Annotated in this window: 20 protein-coding genes; 12 read left to right on the plus strand and 8 right to left on the minus strand. The window is 63.2% G+C overall.

The features are described 5' to 3' along the window. Positions 1-175: 175 nt before the first annotated feature. The 3 genes from ACAW63_RS12125 to ACAW63_RS12135 are packed head-to-tail and all read left to right on the plus strand — an operon-like array spanning position 176 to position 2,141. Positions 176-1,297: a beta-ketoacyl-ACP synthase III gene (locus ACAW63_RS12125; RefSeq protein WP_371233929.1), complete on the plus strand. Its 1,122-nt coding sequence runs from the start codon at positions 176-178 to the stop codon at positions 1,295-1,297. Positions 1,298-1,299: 2 nt separating this feature from the next. Continuing rightward, positions 1,300-1,908 (plus strand): RNA polymerase sigma factor, encoded by a 609-nt coding sequence (locus tag ACAW63_RS12130; RefSeq protein ID WP_371233931.1) that lies wholly within the window; start codon positions 1,300-1,302, stop codon positions 1,906-1,908. After that, a complete protein-coding gene (locus tag ACAW63_RS12135) occupies positions 1,902-2,141 on the plus strand; it encodes a zf-HC2 domain-containing protein (RefSeq protein ID WP_371233932.1) in 240 nt (79 codons plus the stop codon). The genes ACAW63_RS12130 and ACAW63_RS12135 overlap by 7 nt, the downstream gene beginning before the upstream one ends. Before the next feature lie 190 nt (positions 2,142-2,331). Here the strand turns inward: ACAW63_RS12135 and ACAW63_RS12140 are convergent, their stop codons facing one another. Beyond that, positions 2,332-3,246 (minus strand): DedA family protein/thiosulfate sulfurtransferase GlpE, encoded by a 915-nt coding sequence (locus tag ACAW63_RS12140; RefSeq protein ID WP_371233933.1) that lies wholly within the window; start codon positions 3,244-3,246, stop codon positions 2,332-2,334. Positions 3,247-3,544: 298 nt separating this feature from the next. Between ACAW63_RS12140 and ACAW63_RS12145 the strand changes: the two genes are divergently transcribed. After that, entirely contained in the window at positions 3,545-4,861 is a 1,317-nt protein-coding gene (locus ACAW63_RS12145) for an OprO/OprP family phosphate-selective porin (protein ID WP_371233934.1), read from the plus strand. A 184-nt stretch (positions 4,862-5,045) separates the two neighbouring features. Here ACAW63_RS12145 and ACAW63_RS12150 read toward each other — a convergent pair whose 3' ends face one another. Further along, positions 5,046-5,510 (minus strand): N-acetyltransferase family protein, encoded by a 465-nt coding sequence (locus ACAW63_RS12150; protein WP_371233936.1) that lies wholly within the window; start codon positions 5,508-5,510, stop codon positions 5,046-5,048. A 145-nt stretch (positions 5,511-5,655) separates the two neighbouring features. Between ACAW63_RS12150 and ACAW63_RS12155 the strand changes: the two genes are divergently transcribed. Next, positions 5,656-6,795, plus strand: a complete 1,140-nt coding sequence (locus tag ACAW63_RS12155) for an acyl-CoA dehydrogenase family protein (protein WP_371233939.1) — start codon at positions 5,656-5,658, stop codon at positions 6,793-6,795. Between the two features lie 42 nt (positions 6,796-6,837). Then, positions 6,838-8,019 carry a CaiB/BaiF CoA transferase family protein gene (locus ACAW63_RS12160; protein ID WP_371233941.1) on the plus strand — a complete coding sequence of 394 codons (1,182 nt, stop codon included), beginning with the start codon at positions 6,838-6,840 and terminating at the stop codon, positions 8,017-8,019. A 6-nt stretch (positions 8,020-8,025) separates the two neighbouring features. Here ACAW63_RS12160 and ACAW63_RS12165 read toward each other — a convergent pair whose 3' ends face one another. The 3 genes from ACAW63_RS12165 to ACAW63_RS12175 form a co-directional block, all read right to left on the minus strand. Continuing rightward, a complete protein-coding gene (locus ACAW63_RS12165) occupies positions 8,026-8,523 on the minus strand; it encodes a SprT family zinc-dependent metalloprotease (protein WP_275610713.1) in 498 nt (165 codons plus the stop codon). 170 nt (positions 8,524-8,693) lie between these two features. Then, positions 8,694-9,290 (minus strand): Yip1 family protein, encoded by a 597-nt coding sequence (locus ACAW63_RS12170; RefSeq protein WP_207885098.1) that lies wholly within the window; start codon positions 9,288-9,290, stop codon positions 8,694-8,696. 160 nt (positions 9,291-9,450) lie between these two features. Beyond that, positions 9,451-10,047, minus strand: coding sequence for a DNA-J related domain-containing protein (locus ACAW63_RS12175; RefSeq protein ID WP_371233943.1), 597 nt, complete (start codon positions 10,045-10,047; stop codon positions 9,451-9,453). Positions 10,048-10,148: 101 nt separating this feature from the next. Here ACAW63_RS12175 and ttcA point away from each other — a divergent pair, with 101 nt between their 5' ends. From ttcA to ACAW63_RS12205, 6 genes are all read left to right on the plus strand, one after another. Beyond that, the gene (gene ttcA, locus ACAW63_RS12180; protein WP_371233944.1) at positions 10,149-10,976 is read left to right on the plus strand and encodes a tRNA 2-thiocytidine(32) synthetase TtcA; all 828 of its coding nucleotides are present in this window, start codon (positions 10,149-10,151) and stop codon (positions 10,974-10,976) included. 20 nt (positions 10,977-10,996) lie between these two features. Next, a complete protein-coding gene (locus tag ACAW63_RS12185) occupies positions 10,997-11,668 on the plus strand; it encodes a DNA-3-methyladenine glycosylase I (protein ID WP_371233946.1) in 672 nt (223 codons plus the stop codon). 28 nt (positions 11,669-11,696) lie between these two features. Continuing rightward, on the plus strand, positions 11,697-12,461 hold the full coding sequence (locus ACAW63_RS12190; protein ID WP_371233947.1) for an NAD-dependent deacylase: 765 nt from the start codon (positions 11,697-11,699) through the stop codon (positions 12,459-12,461). 69 nt (positions 12,462-12,530) lie between these two features. After that, complete coding sequence (locus ACAW63_RS12195) at positions 12,531-13,160, plus strand: C40 family peptidase (RefSeq protein WP_275610717.1); 630 nt, start codon at positions 12,531-12,533, stop codon at positions 13,158-13,160. Positions 13,161-13,241: 81 nt separating this feature from the next. Beyond that, positions 13,242-13,772, plus strand: a complete 531-nt coding sequence (locus ACAW63_RS12200; RefSeq protein ID WP_371233949.1) for a C40 family peptidase — start codon at positions 13,242-13,244, stop codon at positions 13,770-13,772. Positions 13,773-13,789: 17 nt separating this feature from the next. Beyond that, positions 13,790-14,452, plus strand: coding sequence for an O-methyltransferase (locus ACAW63_RS12205; RefSeq protein WP_371233951.1), 663 nt, complete (start codon positions 13,790-13,792; stop codon positions 14,450-14,452). 45 nt (positions 14,453-14,497) lie between these two features. On the opposite strand, the gene ACAW63_RS12210 is transcribed toward ACAW63_RS12205, so the two are convergent. Genes ACAW63_RS12210 through ACAW63_RS12220 form a run of 3 tightly spaced genes read right to left on the minus strand, consistent with a single transcriptional unit; the run spans position 14,498 to position 16,948 of the window. Beyond that, on the minus strand, positions 14,498-15,247 hold the full coding sequence (locus ACAW63_RS12210) for an SDR family NAD(P)-dependent oxidoreductase (RefSeq protein ID WP_371233953.1): 750 nt from the start codon (positions 15,245-15,247) through the stop codon (positions 14,498-14,500). Between the two features lies 1 nt (position 15,248). Beyond that, positions 15,249-16,550 (minus strand): FAD-dependent oxidoreductase, encoded by a 1,302-nt coding sequence (locus ACAW63_RS12215; RefSeq protein WP_371233955.1) that lies wholly within the window; start codon positions 16,548-16,550, stop codon positions 15,249-15,251. Then, complete coding sequence (locus ACAW63_RS12220; RefSeq protein WP_371233957.1) at positions 16,547-16,948, minus strand: GtrA family protein; 402 nt, start codon at positions 16,946-16,948, stop codon at positions 16,547-16,549. The genes ACAW63_RS12215 and ACAW63_RS12220 overlap by 4 nt, the downstream gene beginning before the upstream one ends. Positions 16,949-16,953 lie beyond the last annotated feature (5 nt).

Below are 16,953 nucleotides of genomic sequence, written 5' to 3' on the forward strand. Positions count from 1 at the left end.
CGGGCGGCGAAAGATGCCGCCTGCAGACGGGGATGGCAGACTGCCTTGCCATCTCCCCCGGGTATCCGCGCCGTGTCGCGGAGCTCCAGACTATCCAGTGCCGGCCGCCGTGCGGGCACCTTGATGCCTAACCTGCCGCCTGGTCCGGCGGCCCGATATTTGAAGAGGATTGACCGTGCATAAAGTCGTGATCAGCGGAACCGGCCTGTACACCCCGCCGTTCAGCATTTCCAACGATGAACTGGTGGAATCCTTCAATAGCTACGTCCGCAGTCACAACGAGCAGCACGCCGAGGCCATCGCCAAGGGCGAGATGGAGCCGCTGGCCGAATCCAGCTCCGCCTTCATCGAGAAAGCCTCCGGAATCAAGAGCCGCTTCGTGGTGAACAAGGAAGGCATCCTCGATCCGCAGCGCATGACTCCGCGCATTCCGGAGCGCTCCAACGAAGACTGGGGCATCCTCTGCGAAATGGCCGTGCATGCGGCGAAGGAAGCCCTGCAGCGCGCCGGCCGTACCGCCGCGGACATCGACGGGGTGATCGTGGCCTGCTCCAACCTGCAGCGCGCCTACCCGGCGGTGGCCATCGAAGTGCAGGCCGCCCTCGGCATCCAGGGCTTCGGCTTCGACATGAACGTCGCCTGCTCCTCGGCCACCTTCGGCCTGCAGGCCGCGGTGAACAGCGTGCAGCTCGGCCAGGCCCGCGCCATCCTGATGGTCAACCCGGAAATCTGCACCGGTCACCTGAACTTCCGCGACCGCGACAGTCACTTCATCTTCGGCGATGCCGCCACCGCGGTGATCGTCGAGCGTGCCGACCAGGCCACTTCCAAGCACCAGTTCGACGTGGTGAGCACCAAGCTGCTGACCCAGTTCTCCAACAACATCCGCAACAACTTCGGCTTCCTCAACCGCGCTGCGGAAGAGGGCATCGGTGCGCGCGACAAGCTGTTCGTGCAGGAAGGCCGCAAGGTGTTCAAGGACGTGTGTCCGATGGTGGCTGAGCTGATCGGCGAGCACCTGGCGCAGAACGATATCCCGGTCAGCGACGTGAAGCGTTTCTGGCTGCACCAGGCCAACCTGAACATGAACCTGCTGATCACCCGCAAGCTGCTCGGCCGCGACGCCGAGGCCCACGAGGCGCCGGTGATCCTCGACACCTACGCCAACACCAGCTCGGCAGGCTCGGTGATTGCCCTGCACAAGCACCAGGACGACCTGCCCGCCGGCTCCATCGGCGTGCTGAGTTCCTTCGGTGCCGGTTACTCCATCGGCAGCGTGATCCTGCGCAAGCGCTGATCGTGCCCCTCGACGACAGCGGACTGTTGTCGCGCCTGCTGGCCGGTGACCAGCAGGCATTCCGCACCCTGGTAGCCACCTACCAGGGTGCGATGCGCGCCGTGGCCATCGCCATCGTCGGCGGTGCCCAGGCCGATGAAGTGGTGCAGGACGCCTGGCTCGCCGCCGTGCGCAATCTGGACGGCTTCCAGGGGCGCTCCAGCCTCAAGACCTGGCTGCTGACCATCACCGCCAATACCGCCAAATCCCGCCTGCGCAAGGTTCGCCGGGAGGTCTCCCTGGACGACCTGCCCGCACCCCACGGCAGCATCGACGACGCCCGTTTCGCCGCCGATGGTCACTGGAGCCCGGCGCCGCTGGCCTGGCACGAGGACTCCCCGGAGGCCCTGCTGGCCGAGGACGAATTGCGCGAATGCCTGGAAAACACCCTCGCCAGCCTGTCCGAGCTGCAGCGCAGCGTCCTGCTGCTGCGCGAGCGGCAGGGGCTGGAACTGGACGAGATCTGTAATCTTCTGGACGTTTCGCTCTCCAATGTCAGGGTGCTGCTGCATCGCGCACGGCTGAAGGTGTTCGCCACGCTGGAGCACTTCGAGGAGACCGGGGAATGCTGACCTGCAAGGAACTGGTGGCGCGCTCCAGCGACCTGCTGGACGAACAACTGGGCTTTCGCGAGAAGCTGGCGCTGCGCCGGCACCTGCTGCTGTGCCGCAACTGCCGGCGTTATCTGCGGCAGATGCGGCTGACCCAGGCGACCCTGCGTGCGCTGCCGGAGAAAAACAGCGCCGACACCGACCTGCTTGCCGCTCATCTTGCCGAGCTGCGGCGGGATCATTCGCGGCGCTGAATCCACCAACGGCTCTTCGTAACGCGAATCCGCCTGACACCGGAGCCGCCGGAAACCTCGCTTCGCGAGCAAGCTCGCTCCTACAGGCTCGTGCATGCCACTGCAGCTCTCGTAGGAGTGGGGCCGTCCGCGATCAGCCCGGCTGGCACGCAGTACGTAGCTAAATTGGCCCCGACAGGCATATCCGCGCCTAGCCCGACCCCTGCGCATGCCACGCATCCAGCCCGCCCGACAGCGCCCACGCGCGCGGATGGCCGGACGCCTGCAGGCGCTCGGCGAGCATGGCGGCGGAGAGCTCGTGGGGGCAGGCGCAATAGATCACCACGTCGCGATCGCCCAGGCTGTCGCGCAGCTCGTCCAGCGGTGCGTCGAGTCCGAAGGGGATGGAACCGGGGATCGCCTCGCCATCGAACTGCGCACGCACGTCGAGGATCAGCGGCGGCTGCTCGGCGTCGATCCGGGCGCGCAGTTCGTCGACGCTGATGCGCGGAATTTTCGAGGTGCGACGCAGCAGGCTGTAGCGCTGCCAGAACTTCCAGGCGATGAACAGGGCGAAGGCGCCCAGCAGCAGCGCGGCGCCGAGGCTGGCGTACTGGCTGAGCCAGCCGAGCACGTAATCCACCGCGTCGCTGAAGATGCTGCCGATCATCAGGGCGGAACCGGCCCAGAGCGCGGCGCCGGCGCAGTCGTAACCGAGGAAGCGGTGCAGGCGGGTGCCGGTCATGCCGGCCATGGTGGTGGTCAGCGCGCTGGCGCCCGGCAGAAAGCGCGAGATCAGCAGCGCGCGCGGGCCGATGCGCAGGTACAGGCTCTGGCTCTGGCGGATGCAGCTGTCCGGCGACAGTGAGACCTTGCACACGCTGCGCAGCATGAAACCGCCATAGCGCCGGCCGGCAAAGTACCAGATGCAATCAGCGATCAGGCAGGCGACGACCGCCACCGCCAGGGCTTCTCCCAGCGGCACGCCGCTGCCTTGCAGGGCGAGGGCGCCGGCGACGACCAGGGCCGGGTAGGCGGGAATCGGCAGGCCGAGCTGCTCCAGCAGGACGTTGAGGAACAGCAGGGAAAGGCCGTGCTGTTGGATCAGGGGTTGCAGTTCGTGCATGGAGAGGCCTGAGGACAAGGTCTTTCAGCGGAAGGTGAAAGCATACCGCCAAAGCGGCGATCGGAAAGCGCCCGGGCCTTAGTCGGACGTGGTCTAGGTGCTTTATGACTCAAAGAAATCAAAAGTTCCTTTGTAATAAAAGTTTTATCTACGAGCAACTGATCTGAAATAACCCCTCGCCAAGATTCCCAGCAACACAAACGGGGGCCGCCAGACGGCCTGTGCGTGACCTTGGGGGCCGCGCAGCAGCCAGGCACTCGGCGTGTTCAACGCTAAATACCATTAAGGGGAATCTTCGATGATCCGTAAGCACTTCGCCGGTTACGCCGCCACTGCCCTGGCACTGGCCGTTTCCGCCCAGGCTTTCGCAGGTACAGTCACCACCGATGGCGCCGATATCGTTATCAAGACCAAGGGCGGCCTTGAGGTCGGCACCACCGACAAGGAGTTCAGCTTCAAGCTGGGTGGCCGTCTGCAAGCGGATTACAGCCGTTTCGATGGTTTCTACACCAAGAATGGCAACGATGCTGACGCCGCGTACTTCCGTCGTGCCTACCTGGAGCTGGGCGGCACCATGTACCGTGACTGGAAATACCAGATCAACTACGACATGTCCCACAACTCGGGTAACTCGGACAACGGTTACTTCGACGAAGCTTCCTTCAGCTATATCGGCTTCGCCCCGGTCACCCTGAAGTTCGGTCGCTTCGACCCGGACTTCGGTCTGGAAAAAGCCACCAGCTCCAAGTGGGTTACCGCTACCGAGCGTACTTCGGCCTACGAACTGGCTGACTGGATCAACACCCACCAGGACGGCATGGGTGCCCAGGTTGGCGGTGTAGTCGCCAACATGGCTTACCTCGACGCTGGCGTATTCGCCAAGGACGCCGATGACACCGACGGCGACAGCGTCAAGCAGTTCAACTTCCGTGGCGTGTTCGCACCGATGAACACCGACGGCAACGTACTGCACGTTGGCGTGGACTACGCCTACCGTGACCTGGACGACACCGCCTTCGACTCCCGCATCCGTCCGCGTCTGGGCATGCGTGGCGTGGCCACCAACGGTGGTAACGATGCTGGCGAAAACGGCAACCGTGCCACCTTCGGCGGCGCCACCCTGAGCCCGGCCGGCTCCTACAAGGACGACTCCACCTGGGGGGCTGAATTCGCTTACGCCTTCGGTCCGTTCTCTGCTCAGGCCGAATACCTCAAGCGCAAGCTGAAGGCCGACGCCGACGCCTACCAGGACATCAAGGCCGACGGCTACTACGGTCAGCTGGCTTACACCATCACCGGCGAGTCTCGCGTGTACAAGCTCGATGGCGCCAAGTTCGACACCATCAAGCCGGCTGACAAGCAGCTCGGTGCCTGGGAAGTCTTCTACCGCTACGACCACATCAAGGTCGATGACCCGAACGTGACCGTAGCCACCGCTACCCGCGACGTGGGCGACACCAAGGCCACCACCAACACCATCGGTGTGAACTGGTACGCCAACGAAGCGGTGAAGGTCTCCCTCGACTACGTTCACCTGACCACCGACGGTATCCGCAACGCCAATGGCGACGATGACGGCAGCGGCGTCGTGACCCGTCTGCAGTACGTGTTCTAAGCACTACGCAGTACCGTTGACTCCTTTGTGTGAACCCCCGCCTCGGCGGGGGTTTTTTTATGGCCACCGGAAAGCTCTTCTGTAGGAGCGAGGGGGATGCCATCGTTATTGATCGCGAACCTGCTGCATGCCGGAGCAGCCTGAAACATCGTTCGCGAGCAAGCTCGCTCCTACAGGATTTGCCTCAGCGAAAACTGGGCCCCGCTGGCCGTCGGCGGAATTCGAACTCGAGCAGCTCATCGAACGGATTGCCCATTTCCAGCCGTGTCCAGCCCAGCCTGATAAGGAACGCCAGCGCCGCGGGGTTGTCCGGTCTCACGCTGGCCCGCCACAAGGGGTTGCTCTGCAGTTCCGGTTGGCTCATCACCAACGTCATCACTGTGCGACCGACCCCCGAGCCGCGTAACTCCGGGCGTACTGCGAGGTCGGTAACGAAGTAATAGGGATGCGTCGGGGTGGGCAGGCAAACCCCCACCACCGCGACCAGCACGTCTCCACGCAGAATGCTGTACTGAGCCTTTTCCGCATCGTTCAGCACCTGTTCCAGCCAGTAGCGATCCATCGGGCCCAGTTGCGCATAGAGCACCGGATCGTCGAACCAGCTTTCGTACGGCGGGATGTCCTCTGCCTGGAAAGGGCGAATCTGCATGCGGGCGCTCTCCGCTGCGGCTCTGGGAAGTTTCACACTCGCATTCCCTGGCCGATTGCGTCAATCGACCCTGAGCGTTCGCGTCATTGAGGGCGCGCGCGGCCAGCAAATACCCTGCGGGCACTCAACCCACCGGGAGTCGATCATGCTGCGCAATCACTTCGAGACCGAGCACAACCTGTTCCGCGATGCGTTCCGAGCCTTCCTCGACAAGGAAGTGGTGCCTCACCAGGAGGAATGGGAGGAAGCCGGCGTGGTGGACCGCAGCGTCTGGCGCAAGGCGGGGGAGATGGGCTTCCTGCTGCCCTGGGCGGAAGAGGAGTACGGCGGAGCCGGTCTGAAGGATTTTCGCTACGAACAGATCATGTGCGAGGAACTGGCCGCCATCAACGAGCCGGGCTTCATGATCCCGCTGCATTCGGCGCTCTGCGGCCCCTATATCGCCGAGTACGGCAATGCCGAGCAGAAGGCCCGCTGGCTGCCGGGGATCATCCGTGGAGAGAGCATCCTGGCGGTGGCGATGACCGAACCGTCCGCCGGCTCAGACCTGGCCGGCATGCGCACCACGGCGGTGGACAAGGGCGACCACTATGTTCTGAACGGCTCCAAGGTGTTCATTTCCAACGGCCTGCTGTCGGACCTGGTGATAGTCGCAGCGAAGACCGACCCTTCGAACAAGCACGCCATGGGCTTGTTCGTGGTGGAGCGCGGCATGGACGGCTTCGAGCGCGGGCGCAACCTGAAGAAACTGGGCATGAAGAGCCAGGACACCGCCGAGCTGTTCTTCAACAACGTGAAGGTGCCGAAGGAAAATCTGCTGGGCGACGCCAAGGGTGGCTTCTTCTACCTGATGAACATGCTTGCCCAGGAGCGCCTGACCAACGCCTGCGGCGCGGTGGCCGGCGCCGAGGCGGCGCTGAACGCGACCATCGACTACGTGAAGGAGCGCAAGGCCTTCGACCGCCCCGTGGCGCACTTCCAGAATACCCGCTTCAAGCTCGCCGAGATGCGCACGCAGATCGACGTGGCGCAGGTCTTCACCGACCGCTGCGTGATGGACCACAACCAGAAGAAGCTCACCCCGGAAGTGGCCGCCGAAGCCAAGCTGTTCACCACCGAGTTGCTGTGCAAGGTGGTCGACGAGGGCGTGCAACTGCACGGCGGCTGGGGTTACATGTGGGAGTACCCGATCTGCAGGATGTACGCGAACGCGCGCATCCAGCGCATCTTCGCCGGCACCTCGGAGATCATGAAGGAGATCATCAGCCGCGGCATGAAGCTCTGAGGCGCGGCGCAACCGCTTCCATTCGGTGACCTAGGAGTGCCCATGAAAGGCCCGCTCACCTCCCTGAAGATCCTGGACTTTTCCACCCTGCTGCCGGGGCCGTTCGCCACGCTGTTGCTGGCGGACATGGGCGCCCAGGTGCTGCGCGTGGAATCGCCCACGCGCATGGACCTGGTGCGCGTACTGCCGCCGCACGTGGACGGCACCTCCGCCAGCCACGCCTACCTCAATCGCAACAAACGTTCCATCGCGCTGGACCTCAAGCAGCCGCAGGCGGTGGAGGTGGTGAAACAGCTGGTGCGGGAATACGACATCGTGCTGGAGCAGTTCCGTCCGGGCGTGATGGACAAGCTCGGCGTCGGCTACGAGGCGCTCAAGGCGATCAATCCGAAGCTGATCTACGTGTCGATCACCGGCTATGGCCAGACCGGCCCGTTCCGCGACCGCGCCGGCCACGACATCAACTACCTGGCCCTGGCCGGCATCGCCAGCTACACCGGCCGCCGCGACACCGGCCCGCTGCCGCTGGGCGTGCAGTTGGCCGACATCGGCGGCGGGTCGCTGCATGGCGTGATGGGGCTGCTGGCGGCGGTCATCCACCGGCAGCAGACGGGGGAGGGGCAGCAGGTCGACGTGAGCATGACCGACTGCGCCTTCAGCCTGCACGGCATGGCGGGCGCTGGGTACCTCGCCGCCGGCGTCGAGCCGGAGATGGAAGGCCTCGCGCTAAACGGCGGCAGCTTCTACGACTACTACCGAACCCGCGATGGCCGCTGGTTCTCGGTGGGCAGCCTGGAGCCGCAGTTCATGCAGCAGTTCTGTGTTGCTATCGGCCGCCCGGAACTGGCCGCGCGCGGGCTCTCGTCCAAACCGGAAGACCAGCAGGCGCTCAAGTGCGAGATCGCCATCGAGTTCGAGAAGCACGATTTCCACGAGTGGCAGGAACGCTTCGCCGCGCTGGACGCCTGCGTCGAGCCGATGCTGTCCCTGTCCGAGGCGGTGGAACACCCGCAGCTGCGCGAGCGTGGCGTGGTGACGCAAGTGCCCAATGGCAAGGGCGGTGTGCAGGAGCAGATCGCCTGCCCGATACGTTTCTCCGCCGGCCTGCCTGAGCCGCGCCATATTGGCGCGGCACTGGGCGCACATACCGGCGAGGTGCTGGCGGAACTGGGCTATTCGGCAGAGCAGGTCGAGGCGCTGAAGACGGCGAAGATCATCGCCTGAGTCGCATCACTCGCGGCGGGTTTCGCCGGTGAACACCAGCGTCGCGCGGCAGCGCCTGCAGTAGTAGCGGCGGCCCTGGGCGACCAGGTTGTGGCGCTGGGCGGAGAAGGGGAATTCATTGCCTTCGCCGCAGTGGCAGCGGTACAGGTAGCGCGTGGCGCGGCGGCGCTTGATCTCGTAGGTGTGGCAGCGGTCCGGCGGCAGGCCGTAGATGCCGCGCATGATCAGCTGCCACTCCTCGCCATGCGGGCGAATGCGCGGGCCGAACATCTGGTGGGCGATCAGGTGGGCCACTTCGTGGGCCACGGTCTGCTGCAGGAAATGATCGCGGTTTTCCCGATACAGCTGCGGGTTGAAGCGCAGCAGGTTCTCATCGAGGTGGGCGACGCCGGCCTTCTGGCCGCGCAGCCGGAAGCTCACTTCCGGGCGGGGAAAGCGCCGCTGGAAGAAGGCTTCGGCCTGCTGGTAGCAGGCTTCGACGCGCGCGTTGAGCTGTTCAGGCATACAGTGGTTCTCCGACGGGGGCAGATTATGCCGCAGTCGAAGCGCGGGTGGAGGATTTCTCGCGGCCGCTCGTCCGGGGTGCAGGTTCAGGCAAGCCGCGGGGAGTTTCAGGCAAGCGCGCAAAAGCAAACCGGGCCACTGGGGCCCGGTCGTTCATTTCGTGATCAGGATCAGGTGTATTCCGGCCCGACGCCGCTGCCCCAGAGGATCACCGACAAGGCGATCATCGCCACCAGCACCACCAGTCCCACTGCCAGCACGGAGCTGGAGAACAGGAAACCTTCATCCTTGGGAATGTTCATGAAGGTCGGGATGCCGACGTAGAGCAGGTAGACGGTGTAGCAGATCGCGGCTGTGCCGATGATCATGCCCAGCCACAGGTGCGGGTAGAGCGCCGCCAGGCCGCCGATGAACAGCGGGGTAGCGGTGTACGCGGCAAACACCACGCATTGGGTCATCGATGGCGCTGCGTCATAGGTGCGTGCCATCCAGTGGATGAAGGCACCCATCACGGCGACGCCGGCGAGCATGGCGATATAGGTCATGATGGTCAGCTGCATCGCACTGGCGGCCGTCAGCTTGACCGGTCCTGCATTGCCCAATACCCAGCCGACCTGCGTGGTGCCGATGTAGGCGGAAATGACCGGGATGGCAGCGAGGATCAGGACGTGGGTCAGGTACATGTGGCTGATGGATTCTTCTTCGCCACGGATTTCCTGCCATTCCTGATCGGGATGGGTGAAGAGCCCCCACACATGATGGATCATGTCAGCATTCTCCTCTTCTTATAGAAGGTCGCCCCCCAGCGAAGCGCCGGAGACGCGTAGCCAGCGTCATCCGGTGCTCGGCCGACCTATGCGACCTTAAGTCGCAGTATAGGGAGGGCTAAAGGCCTCGTCGTCCATGGGTTTAGAGCAAATGGAAGTTTCACGGGCGGCTGTAATAGCGCTCCAGAATTTCCATCGCCTTGTTGATCGACTGCAGCCGAGTGGTGCTGCCGCCGCGATCCGGATGGTGCTGGCTGACCAGCTGACGGTAGCGCAGCTTGATCAGCGCATAGTCCACCGGGCCGTCTTCCAGCTCGAAAAGGGCCAGGGCGGCGGCCTTTTCCTCGTTGCCCTGCATGCGCGTCCAGAAGCTTTCCAGCAACTTCTCCACGTCGCGCTCGGTGGTTTCTTTCAGATGTTTCTCATCTAGATAGTAGGCGCGCAGGGCATCCTGCTCGCCGATCGCCTGCGCGCCGCTCATATAAGGAGAGAGGCGGATCTGCAGCGGGCCGATTTCCAGGTGCGCGGCGTTCTCCGCCCAGAGCCGGTCGCGCAGCCGGTAAAGCGCGTTGAACACCAGGAAGTGGGTGCGGAACAGCACCAGCTTGTCGATCAGCGGCAGGTTGGGCACGTGGGTGGAGTGCCGAGCCTTCAAATGCTGAATCAGCTGGAATTCGGAGAGTCCTTCAGGCGCTTCGCGCAGCAGTTCGAGGAGCTGGTCGGCGAGGTCGAGGCTGGGATCGAGATCGGGAGTCATGTTGTCAGATTAGCAGCGAGCCGATCAGGGGGCTGGGGTATGGGGCGCTTTGCGCGTAAAATGACCGGCTTTTCGTCTTGCCCTTCGGATTCCAGAGCACCATGGCCAGCACCCTTTCGGTCAACCAGAACAAACTGCAGAAACGCCTGCGCCGCCAGGTTGGCGAAGCGGTCACCGACTTCAACATGATCGAGGACGGTGACAAGGTCATGGTTTGCCTGTCCGGCGGCAAGGACAGCTACACCCTGCTGGACATCCTGCTGTACCTGCAGAAGGTGGCGCCGATCCAGTTCGAGATCGTCGCGGTGAACATGGACCAGAAGCAGCCCGGCTTCCCCGAACACGTGCTGCCGGCCTATCTGGAGTCCATCGGCGTGCAGTACCACATCATCGAGAAGGACACCTACTCGGTGGTGAAGGAGAAAATCCCGGAGGGCAAGACCACCTGCTCGCTGTGCTCGCGCCTGCGCCGTGGCACCCTCTACACCTACGCCGACGAGATCGGCGCGACCAAGATGGCCCTGGGTCATCACCGCGACGACATCCTGGAAACCTTCTTCCTCAATATGTTCTACGGCGGCACTCTCAAGGCCATGCCACCCAAGCTGCTCTCCGACGACGGCCGCAACGTGGTGATCCGCCCGCTCGCCTACTGCAACGAGAAAGACATCGAGGCCTACTCGGTGCTCAAGGAATTCCCGATCATCCCGTGCAACCTCTGTGGTTCGCAGGAAAACCTGCAGCGCCAGGTGGTCAAGGAAATGCTGCTGGACTGGGAGCGCAAGTCGCCGGGCCGTACCGAGATCATGTTCCGCGCGCTGCAGAACGTGGTGCCGTCGCAACTGGCCGACCGCAGCCTGTTCGACTTCAACAGCCTGCGCATCGACGAGACCGCCACCCCGCGCTTCCTCGATGTGATGAACCTGTAAGACCTCCGCAAGGACGCCCGATGCGCGATTACCAGTGGCTGTACGAGTATTGTCTGAACCGCTTCGGCTCGGTCGAGGCGCTGGAAGCCCGGATGCCGCAGCCCAGGACGCCGGCGGAGCTGGCGGCGGTGAGCGATGACCGTTACCTGTCGCTGATCAGCCTGCGCATCTTCCGCGCGGGCCTCAAGCACAGCCTGGTGGACGCCAAGTGGCCGGCCTTCGAGGAAGTCTTCTTCGGCTTCGACCCGGAGAAGGTCGTGCTGATGGGCGGCGAGCGCCTGGAGAGCCTGATGCAGGACACCCGGCTGATCCGCCACCTGGGCAAGCTCAAGAGCGTGCCGCGCAACGCTCAGATGGTCCTCGACATCGCGCGTGAATACGGCAGCTTCGGCAAGCTGCTGGCGGGCTGGCCGTCCAGCGACATCGTTGGCTTGTGGAAACTGCTGGCCAGGCGCGGCAACCAGTTGGGCGGTATGTCCGCACCACGCCTGCTGCGCATGGCAGGCAAGGACACCTTTGTCCTCAGCGACGATGTGGTCGCCGCACTCAAGGCCCAGGAGATCGTCGACAAGACGCCCACCAGCCAGAAAGACCTGGCGCTGGTGCAGGCCGCTTTCAACCAGTGGCAGGAACAAAGCGGTCGTCCACTGTGCCATATCTCGATGATGCTGTCGTACACGGTCAACCACTGACGCGCGGCCCGGCCGCGGAGGAGGGCGCATGGATTCGGCCATCGAACGCACCGGCGCGGCACTGGCCCGCGCCGAACGCATCCTTGTGATTACCGGCGCCGGCGTCTCCGCCGACTCCGGCATGCCCACCTATCGCGGCCTGGGGGGCCTCTACAACGGTCGCACGGAAGAAGGGCTGCCCATCGAGGCGGCGCTTTCCGGGCCGATGTTGCGCGACAACCCGGCGCTGTGTTGGAAGTACCTGGCGGAGCTGGGCAAGGCATGCCTCAATGCGCAGCCCAACGCCGGCCACGAGGCCATCGCTGAACTGCAACGGCTCAAGCCGGAGTGCTGGGTGCTGACACAGAACATCGATGGCTTCCATCGCCGTGCGGGCTCGCCGGTGGAGCGTCTGATCGAGATACATGGCGAGCTGGCGCCGCTCTACTGCCAGTCCTGCGGCCAGGAAGATGCCGGGCTGGCCGAACGCCTGGATGGCCCGCGGCCGCCGAAATGCGTGCGCTGTGGCGGCGTGCTGCGCCCGCCGGTGGTACTGTTCGAGGAGATGTTGCCGGAGGCGGCGATCAACACACTCTATGCAGAACTGCGCAAGGGATTCGATGCCGTATTGCTGGTGGGCACGACCGCGAGCTTCCCCTACATCATCGAGCCGGTGATGCGGACGCGGGCTGCCGGAGGCTTCACGGCCGAGGTCAATCCGGGACTGACCGACCTGAGTTCGGTGGTCGAAGAAAGAATGGTGGGTCGAGCCTTAGACATTATGCCGCGCCTGCTAAGTCACATTCCGCGATAAAAAACTTGCATTACCCTCATTGAGCGGGCAAATTACCCCGCTATTAAATGGAACTAATGAGACACGGTCGTGCCCATGCTTAAACGCTTCGCACCCCTCGTGCCCATGAGTTTCGTTCTGTTGCTGGCAGCTTGTGCCAGCCATTCGCCGGAATCGCAGCAAAGCCAGGTAGCCGTAACGCCGACCAGCCGCGCCGCTTTTCTTCAGATTGACCAGAATAAGGTCACGATGGCGGATGAGTCGCAGGACGAGGGGGCCAAAAACTATAACGGCAGTTCGACCTCGCACGTATCCGACATCCTGGATCGCGCGTTCTCGCTGATCGGTACTCCGTACCGCTTCGGTGGGAAATCGGAACGAACTGGTTTCGATTGCAGCGGCTTCGTGGGCTATCTGTTCCGCGAAGAAGCAGGCATCAACCTGCCGCGCTCCACGCGCGAGTTGATCACCATGGATGTCCCGCTGGTCTCGAAAGAAGACCTGCAACCGGGCGACCTGATCTTCTTCAACAATCGTGGTCGCGGTCGGGTGAGCCATGCCGGCATCTATATCGGTGACGGTCAGTTCATCCACTCCGCCAGCCGCCGTGGCGGTGGTGTGCGGGTGGACAGCCTGGACGAGAGCTACTGGCGCCTGAGCTACATGGAAGCCAAGCGCGTACTCGAGCCGGGTTACCAGCCCAAGACGGTAACGCGCTAAACTTAAAGTTTTACTTTAAGTATTGCGTTCAAGTTACTGTCAGTGCAAAGTGATGGCATTCCTTCGCAGGGATGCCATCACATGCTCGCTCCACAGCGCATCATCCTCATCGCTGTTCTCGCCTCCCTGGCCGCCTGCGCCAGCCGCACTCCGCCGTCGCCACCGCCCGTGGCGAATGCGCCTTCGCTCCCTGCCTACAATTCACAGGCCGCCGATGACGTCCTGATCCGTGCCATTGGGCTGGTCGGCACGCCCTATCGCTGGGGTGGTAACACGCCCGATGGCGGTTTTGATTGCAGCGGCCTGATCGGCTACGTCTACCGCGACGCCACTGGCCTGCAACTGCCGCGCTCCACGCGCGAGATGATCACCATGCGCGCGCCCAGCGTCGGCCGCGAGTCGCTGCAGAGCGGTGACCTGGTGTTCTTCGCCACCAGCGGTGGACGTGGCGTCAGTCATGCGGGTATCTATGTCGGAGAGGGGCGCTTCGTTCATGCGCCCAGAACGGGCGGGACCGTGCGCCTGGACAGCCTCGACAGCGCCTATTGGCAGAAAGCCTTCCTGGAAGCCAAGCGCGTCCTCGCCGTGCAGAGTCTCGCTCTCCATCCCTGATCCATGCGGGAAGGGTCATGACTACACGCACGCTGAACCTGGACGACGCCCTCTACCAGTACCTGCTCGATGTCTCCCTGCGAGACTCGCCCATCAAGGCTCGCCTGCGCGAGGTGACTGCCGCGCTGCCGATGTCGCGCTGGCAGGTCGCCCCGGAGCAGGGGCAATTCCTCGCCTTGCTGGTGAAGCTGATCGGCGCCCGACGCATTCTCGAAGTGGGTACCTTCACCGGCTATAGCGCGCTGTGCATGGCCGAAGCGCTTCCCGCCGACGGGCATCTTTTGTGCTGCGATCTGCCTGGTGACTACAACGAGATCGCGCGCAGCCACTGGCGGGAGGCGGGCGTCGACAGCCGCATCGAGCTACGCCTGGGGCCGGCGCTGTCGACGCTGGAGAGCCTGATGGCCGGCGGGGAGGGCGGTCGTTTCGACCTGGTCTTCATCGATGCCGACAAGGCGCGTTATCCCACCTACTTCGAATACGCCGTCACCCTGCTGCGCAGCGGCGGGCTGGTGGTCTTCGACAATGTGTTGTGGAGTGGCAGGGTGCTGGAAGTGGAGCCCGAAAGCGACGACACGCGGGCCATCCAGCAGCTCAACCGGGCGTTGAAGGAGGACATTCGGGTCGACTACTCGCTGGTGCCGATCGGCGACGGCATGAGTCTTTGCCGCAAGCGATAAGTGCGAGCAATACGCCCTGCAAGTGCAGGGCGGGCGCGATCAGGGTCAGATGTTGAGTTTGTTGAAGATCACCGCAGGCATGTGTCGGATAATCCACATGATCAATTGCCATTTGCGAGGGGTGTAGAGCGTTGCAACCCCCTTGCCCGCGGCCTGGACAATATCGTTGGCAACGTCTTCCACCGACGCAAGGCGAGCACCTTCACTCTTCAGGTGTGCAGTCATTGGCGTATCGGTAGGGCCCGGCTTTACCAGCATCACCTTGACGTCGCTGCCAGCAAGGCGATGTTGCAACCCTTCCGTGTACCGGGTAACCAGGCCCTTGGCCGCGCCATACACATAGTTGGACTTGCGCCCGCGATCACCGGCTACCGAGCCGAGGATGATCAGGGTGCCGTAGTTGTTGCGCTCCATGTGGGCGGCGAAGGCTTCGGCGAACAGCACGGGGGAAAGACCATTGATTTCCAGCGCCTGATGAGCCTCTTTCAGATTGCCTTGGCAGGCGATCTGCTCCGGAAGGGAGCCATGGGCAATCAGGGCGATGTCAGCGGGGCCGGCGGCCAGCCATTCATCGACTTGCCGCTGAATGGATTGAGGATCGACGAAGTCGGCAGTCGAGCAGTGTATTTCGCTGTTCGGGCTGCGGACGTTCAGGTCCGTAGCGATGCGCTGCAGGCGCTGCAGGTCGCGGCCCACCAGGGTCATGTCGACCTCCTGGCCCTGGGCCCAGAGGCGCGCACAGTGTTCGGCGATGGAGGAGGTTGCTCCGACGATGATGATACGTTTCCTGTTCACTTCAGCTTCCTAGCAGGCGGCGGGACAGCCCCGAGCTGATGCCGGGGTCGCGGTAGGACAAAAACTCATTCAGCAGCGGATAGCCGGACTCGAATAGATCGCGCGGCATGCGTGCATCCTTGGCTGGGTAAAGGCGCCCATGCGCCTCGCGGACTATCGCATCGAGCCTGTCCAGCAAGCGCAGGGTGCGGGCGCCTCGATTGGGGAAGTCGAGCGCAAGAGTGACTCCGGGCTGCGGGAAACTCAGCATTCCCAGCGATTGTCGCTCGCCGAATGTCTTGATCACCGCAAGGAATGATCCTTCTCCTGATTCCGCGATGGCATCCAGCATGGCCTGCACCGCTTCCTGGCCAACTGCCCGTGGAACAACGCTCTGGTATTGATAGAAGCCGCGCGGACCGTACATGCGGTTCCAGTCGCGAATGTTGTCGAGTGGGTAGGAGAACGGTTCGTAGTGCGCAACTCCCTTGCCGGCCTTGCGCTGGTTGAGACGGTAGTAGGCAGTGTTGAAGGGGCGCAGCGACAGGCCGTTGACCAGCGATACCGGCGGGACGAAAGGCATGCCTAGCTTGCGCCCGCGTGGCTCGTCTCGCGGTCCGCTGGCGGCCGGATTGGCACGCATGAAGATGCCGCGGCTACCGCCTTTCGATAGGCAATCGATCCACGACACAGTCTGTTCCCAACCTGCCTCCGAGCTGTCGGCAAGGGCGAAAAACTCGTTCAGGTTTCCATAGGGAATAGTTTCGGTATCCAGCCAGGGACTGGCTACCCGGCGCAATTGCAGCTCGGCTTCGACTATCACTCCCGTCAGCCCAAGGCCGCCTACGGTAGCTCGGAACCAACCCCGTTCCGATTGTGGCCCGCAGTCGAGAGTTGTGCCGTCGGTGCGTACGAGGCGGACGCGCTGCACGTGGTCGCCAAAAGAACCGAGGATGTGATGGTTCTTGCCGTGCACGTCATTGGCGATAGCTCCGCCCACGGTGACCAGTTGGGTGCCCGGTGTGACAGGCAGTATCCAGCCGCGCCGCACCGCCAGGCGCTGAATGTCCCTGAGTAGGACTCCTGCCTCGCACGTCAGTCTCCCGGAGCGCTCATCGAACTGGATCAGGTGATCCATTGCCTGAGTCAGCCACAGGGTGCCATCGGCGTTGAGACAGCTGTCCCCGTAGCTGCGTCCCATGCCATGGGCCAGGCCGGGCAGCCTGCTGCCTACAAGAGTCTGCGCGACACGTTCGGGGTTGGAAAGTGGGATGACCTCATGGAGCGGCGCTTCGAGCCGGCCCCAGGCGTTGACGCGCCTCATGCGGCCTCCATGCGAAATACGTAGCGCTTGTCCAGGTGATACTTGGTCACATAGCCGATCGCCAGACCGATCACTCCGCCGAGATAGCGCATGCCGTCGGACTGGAATATGTGCTGGAAGGCGAACTCGAAGCCCCAGAAGATGACTGTCGTGGCTAGGCCCATGACGGTGTAAAGGAAGAAGGTCTGTCCGTCATGGGCCACATCTCGAGCCTTGAAGCGAAAGATATAGCGCTTGTCAAGAACGTATTTGAGCAGCAGGCCGACGCCCGTCCCGACAAAGATCGAAAGAGTGATCGAGTAGGGGCCGGAGTAATTTCTGACGACCAGGTCCTGTGACCCTATGTTTGCTGCGGTAGCGATTAATGCAAGAATTGCGTAGATAAGTGCCAGTTTCATCAAGA

Origin of the sequence: Pseudomonas sp. QE6 (assembly GCF_041379005.1) — a bacterium.
GTDB lineage: Bacteria > Pseudomonadota > Gammaproteobacteria > Pseudomonadales > Pseudomonadaceae > Pseudomonas.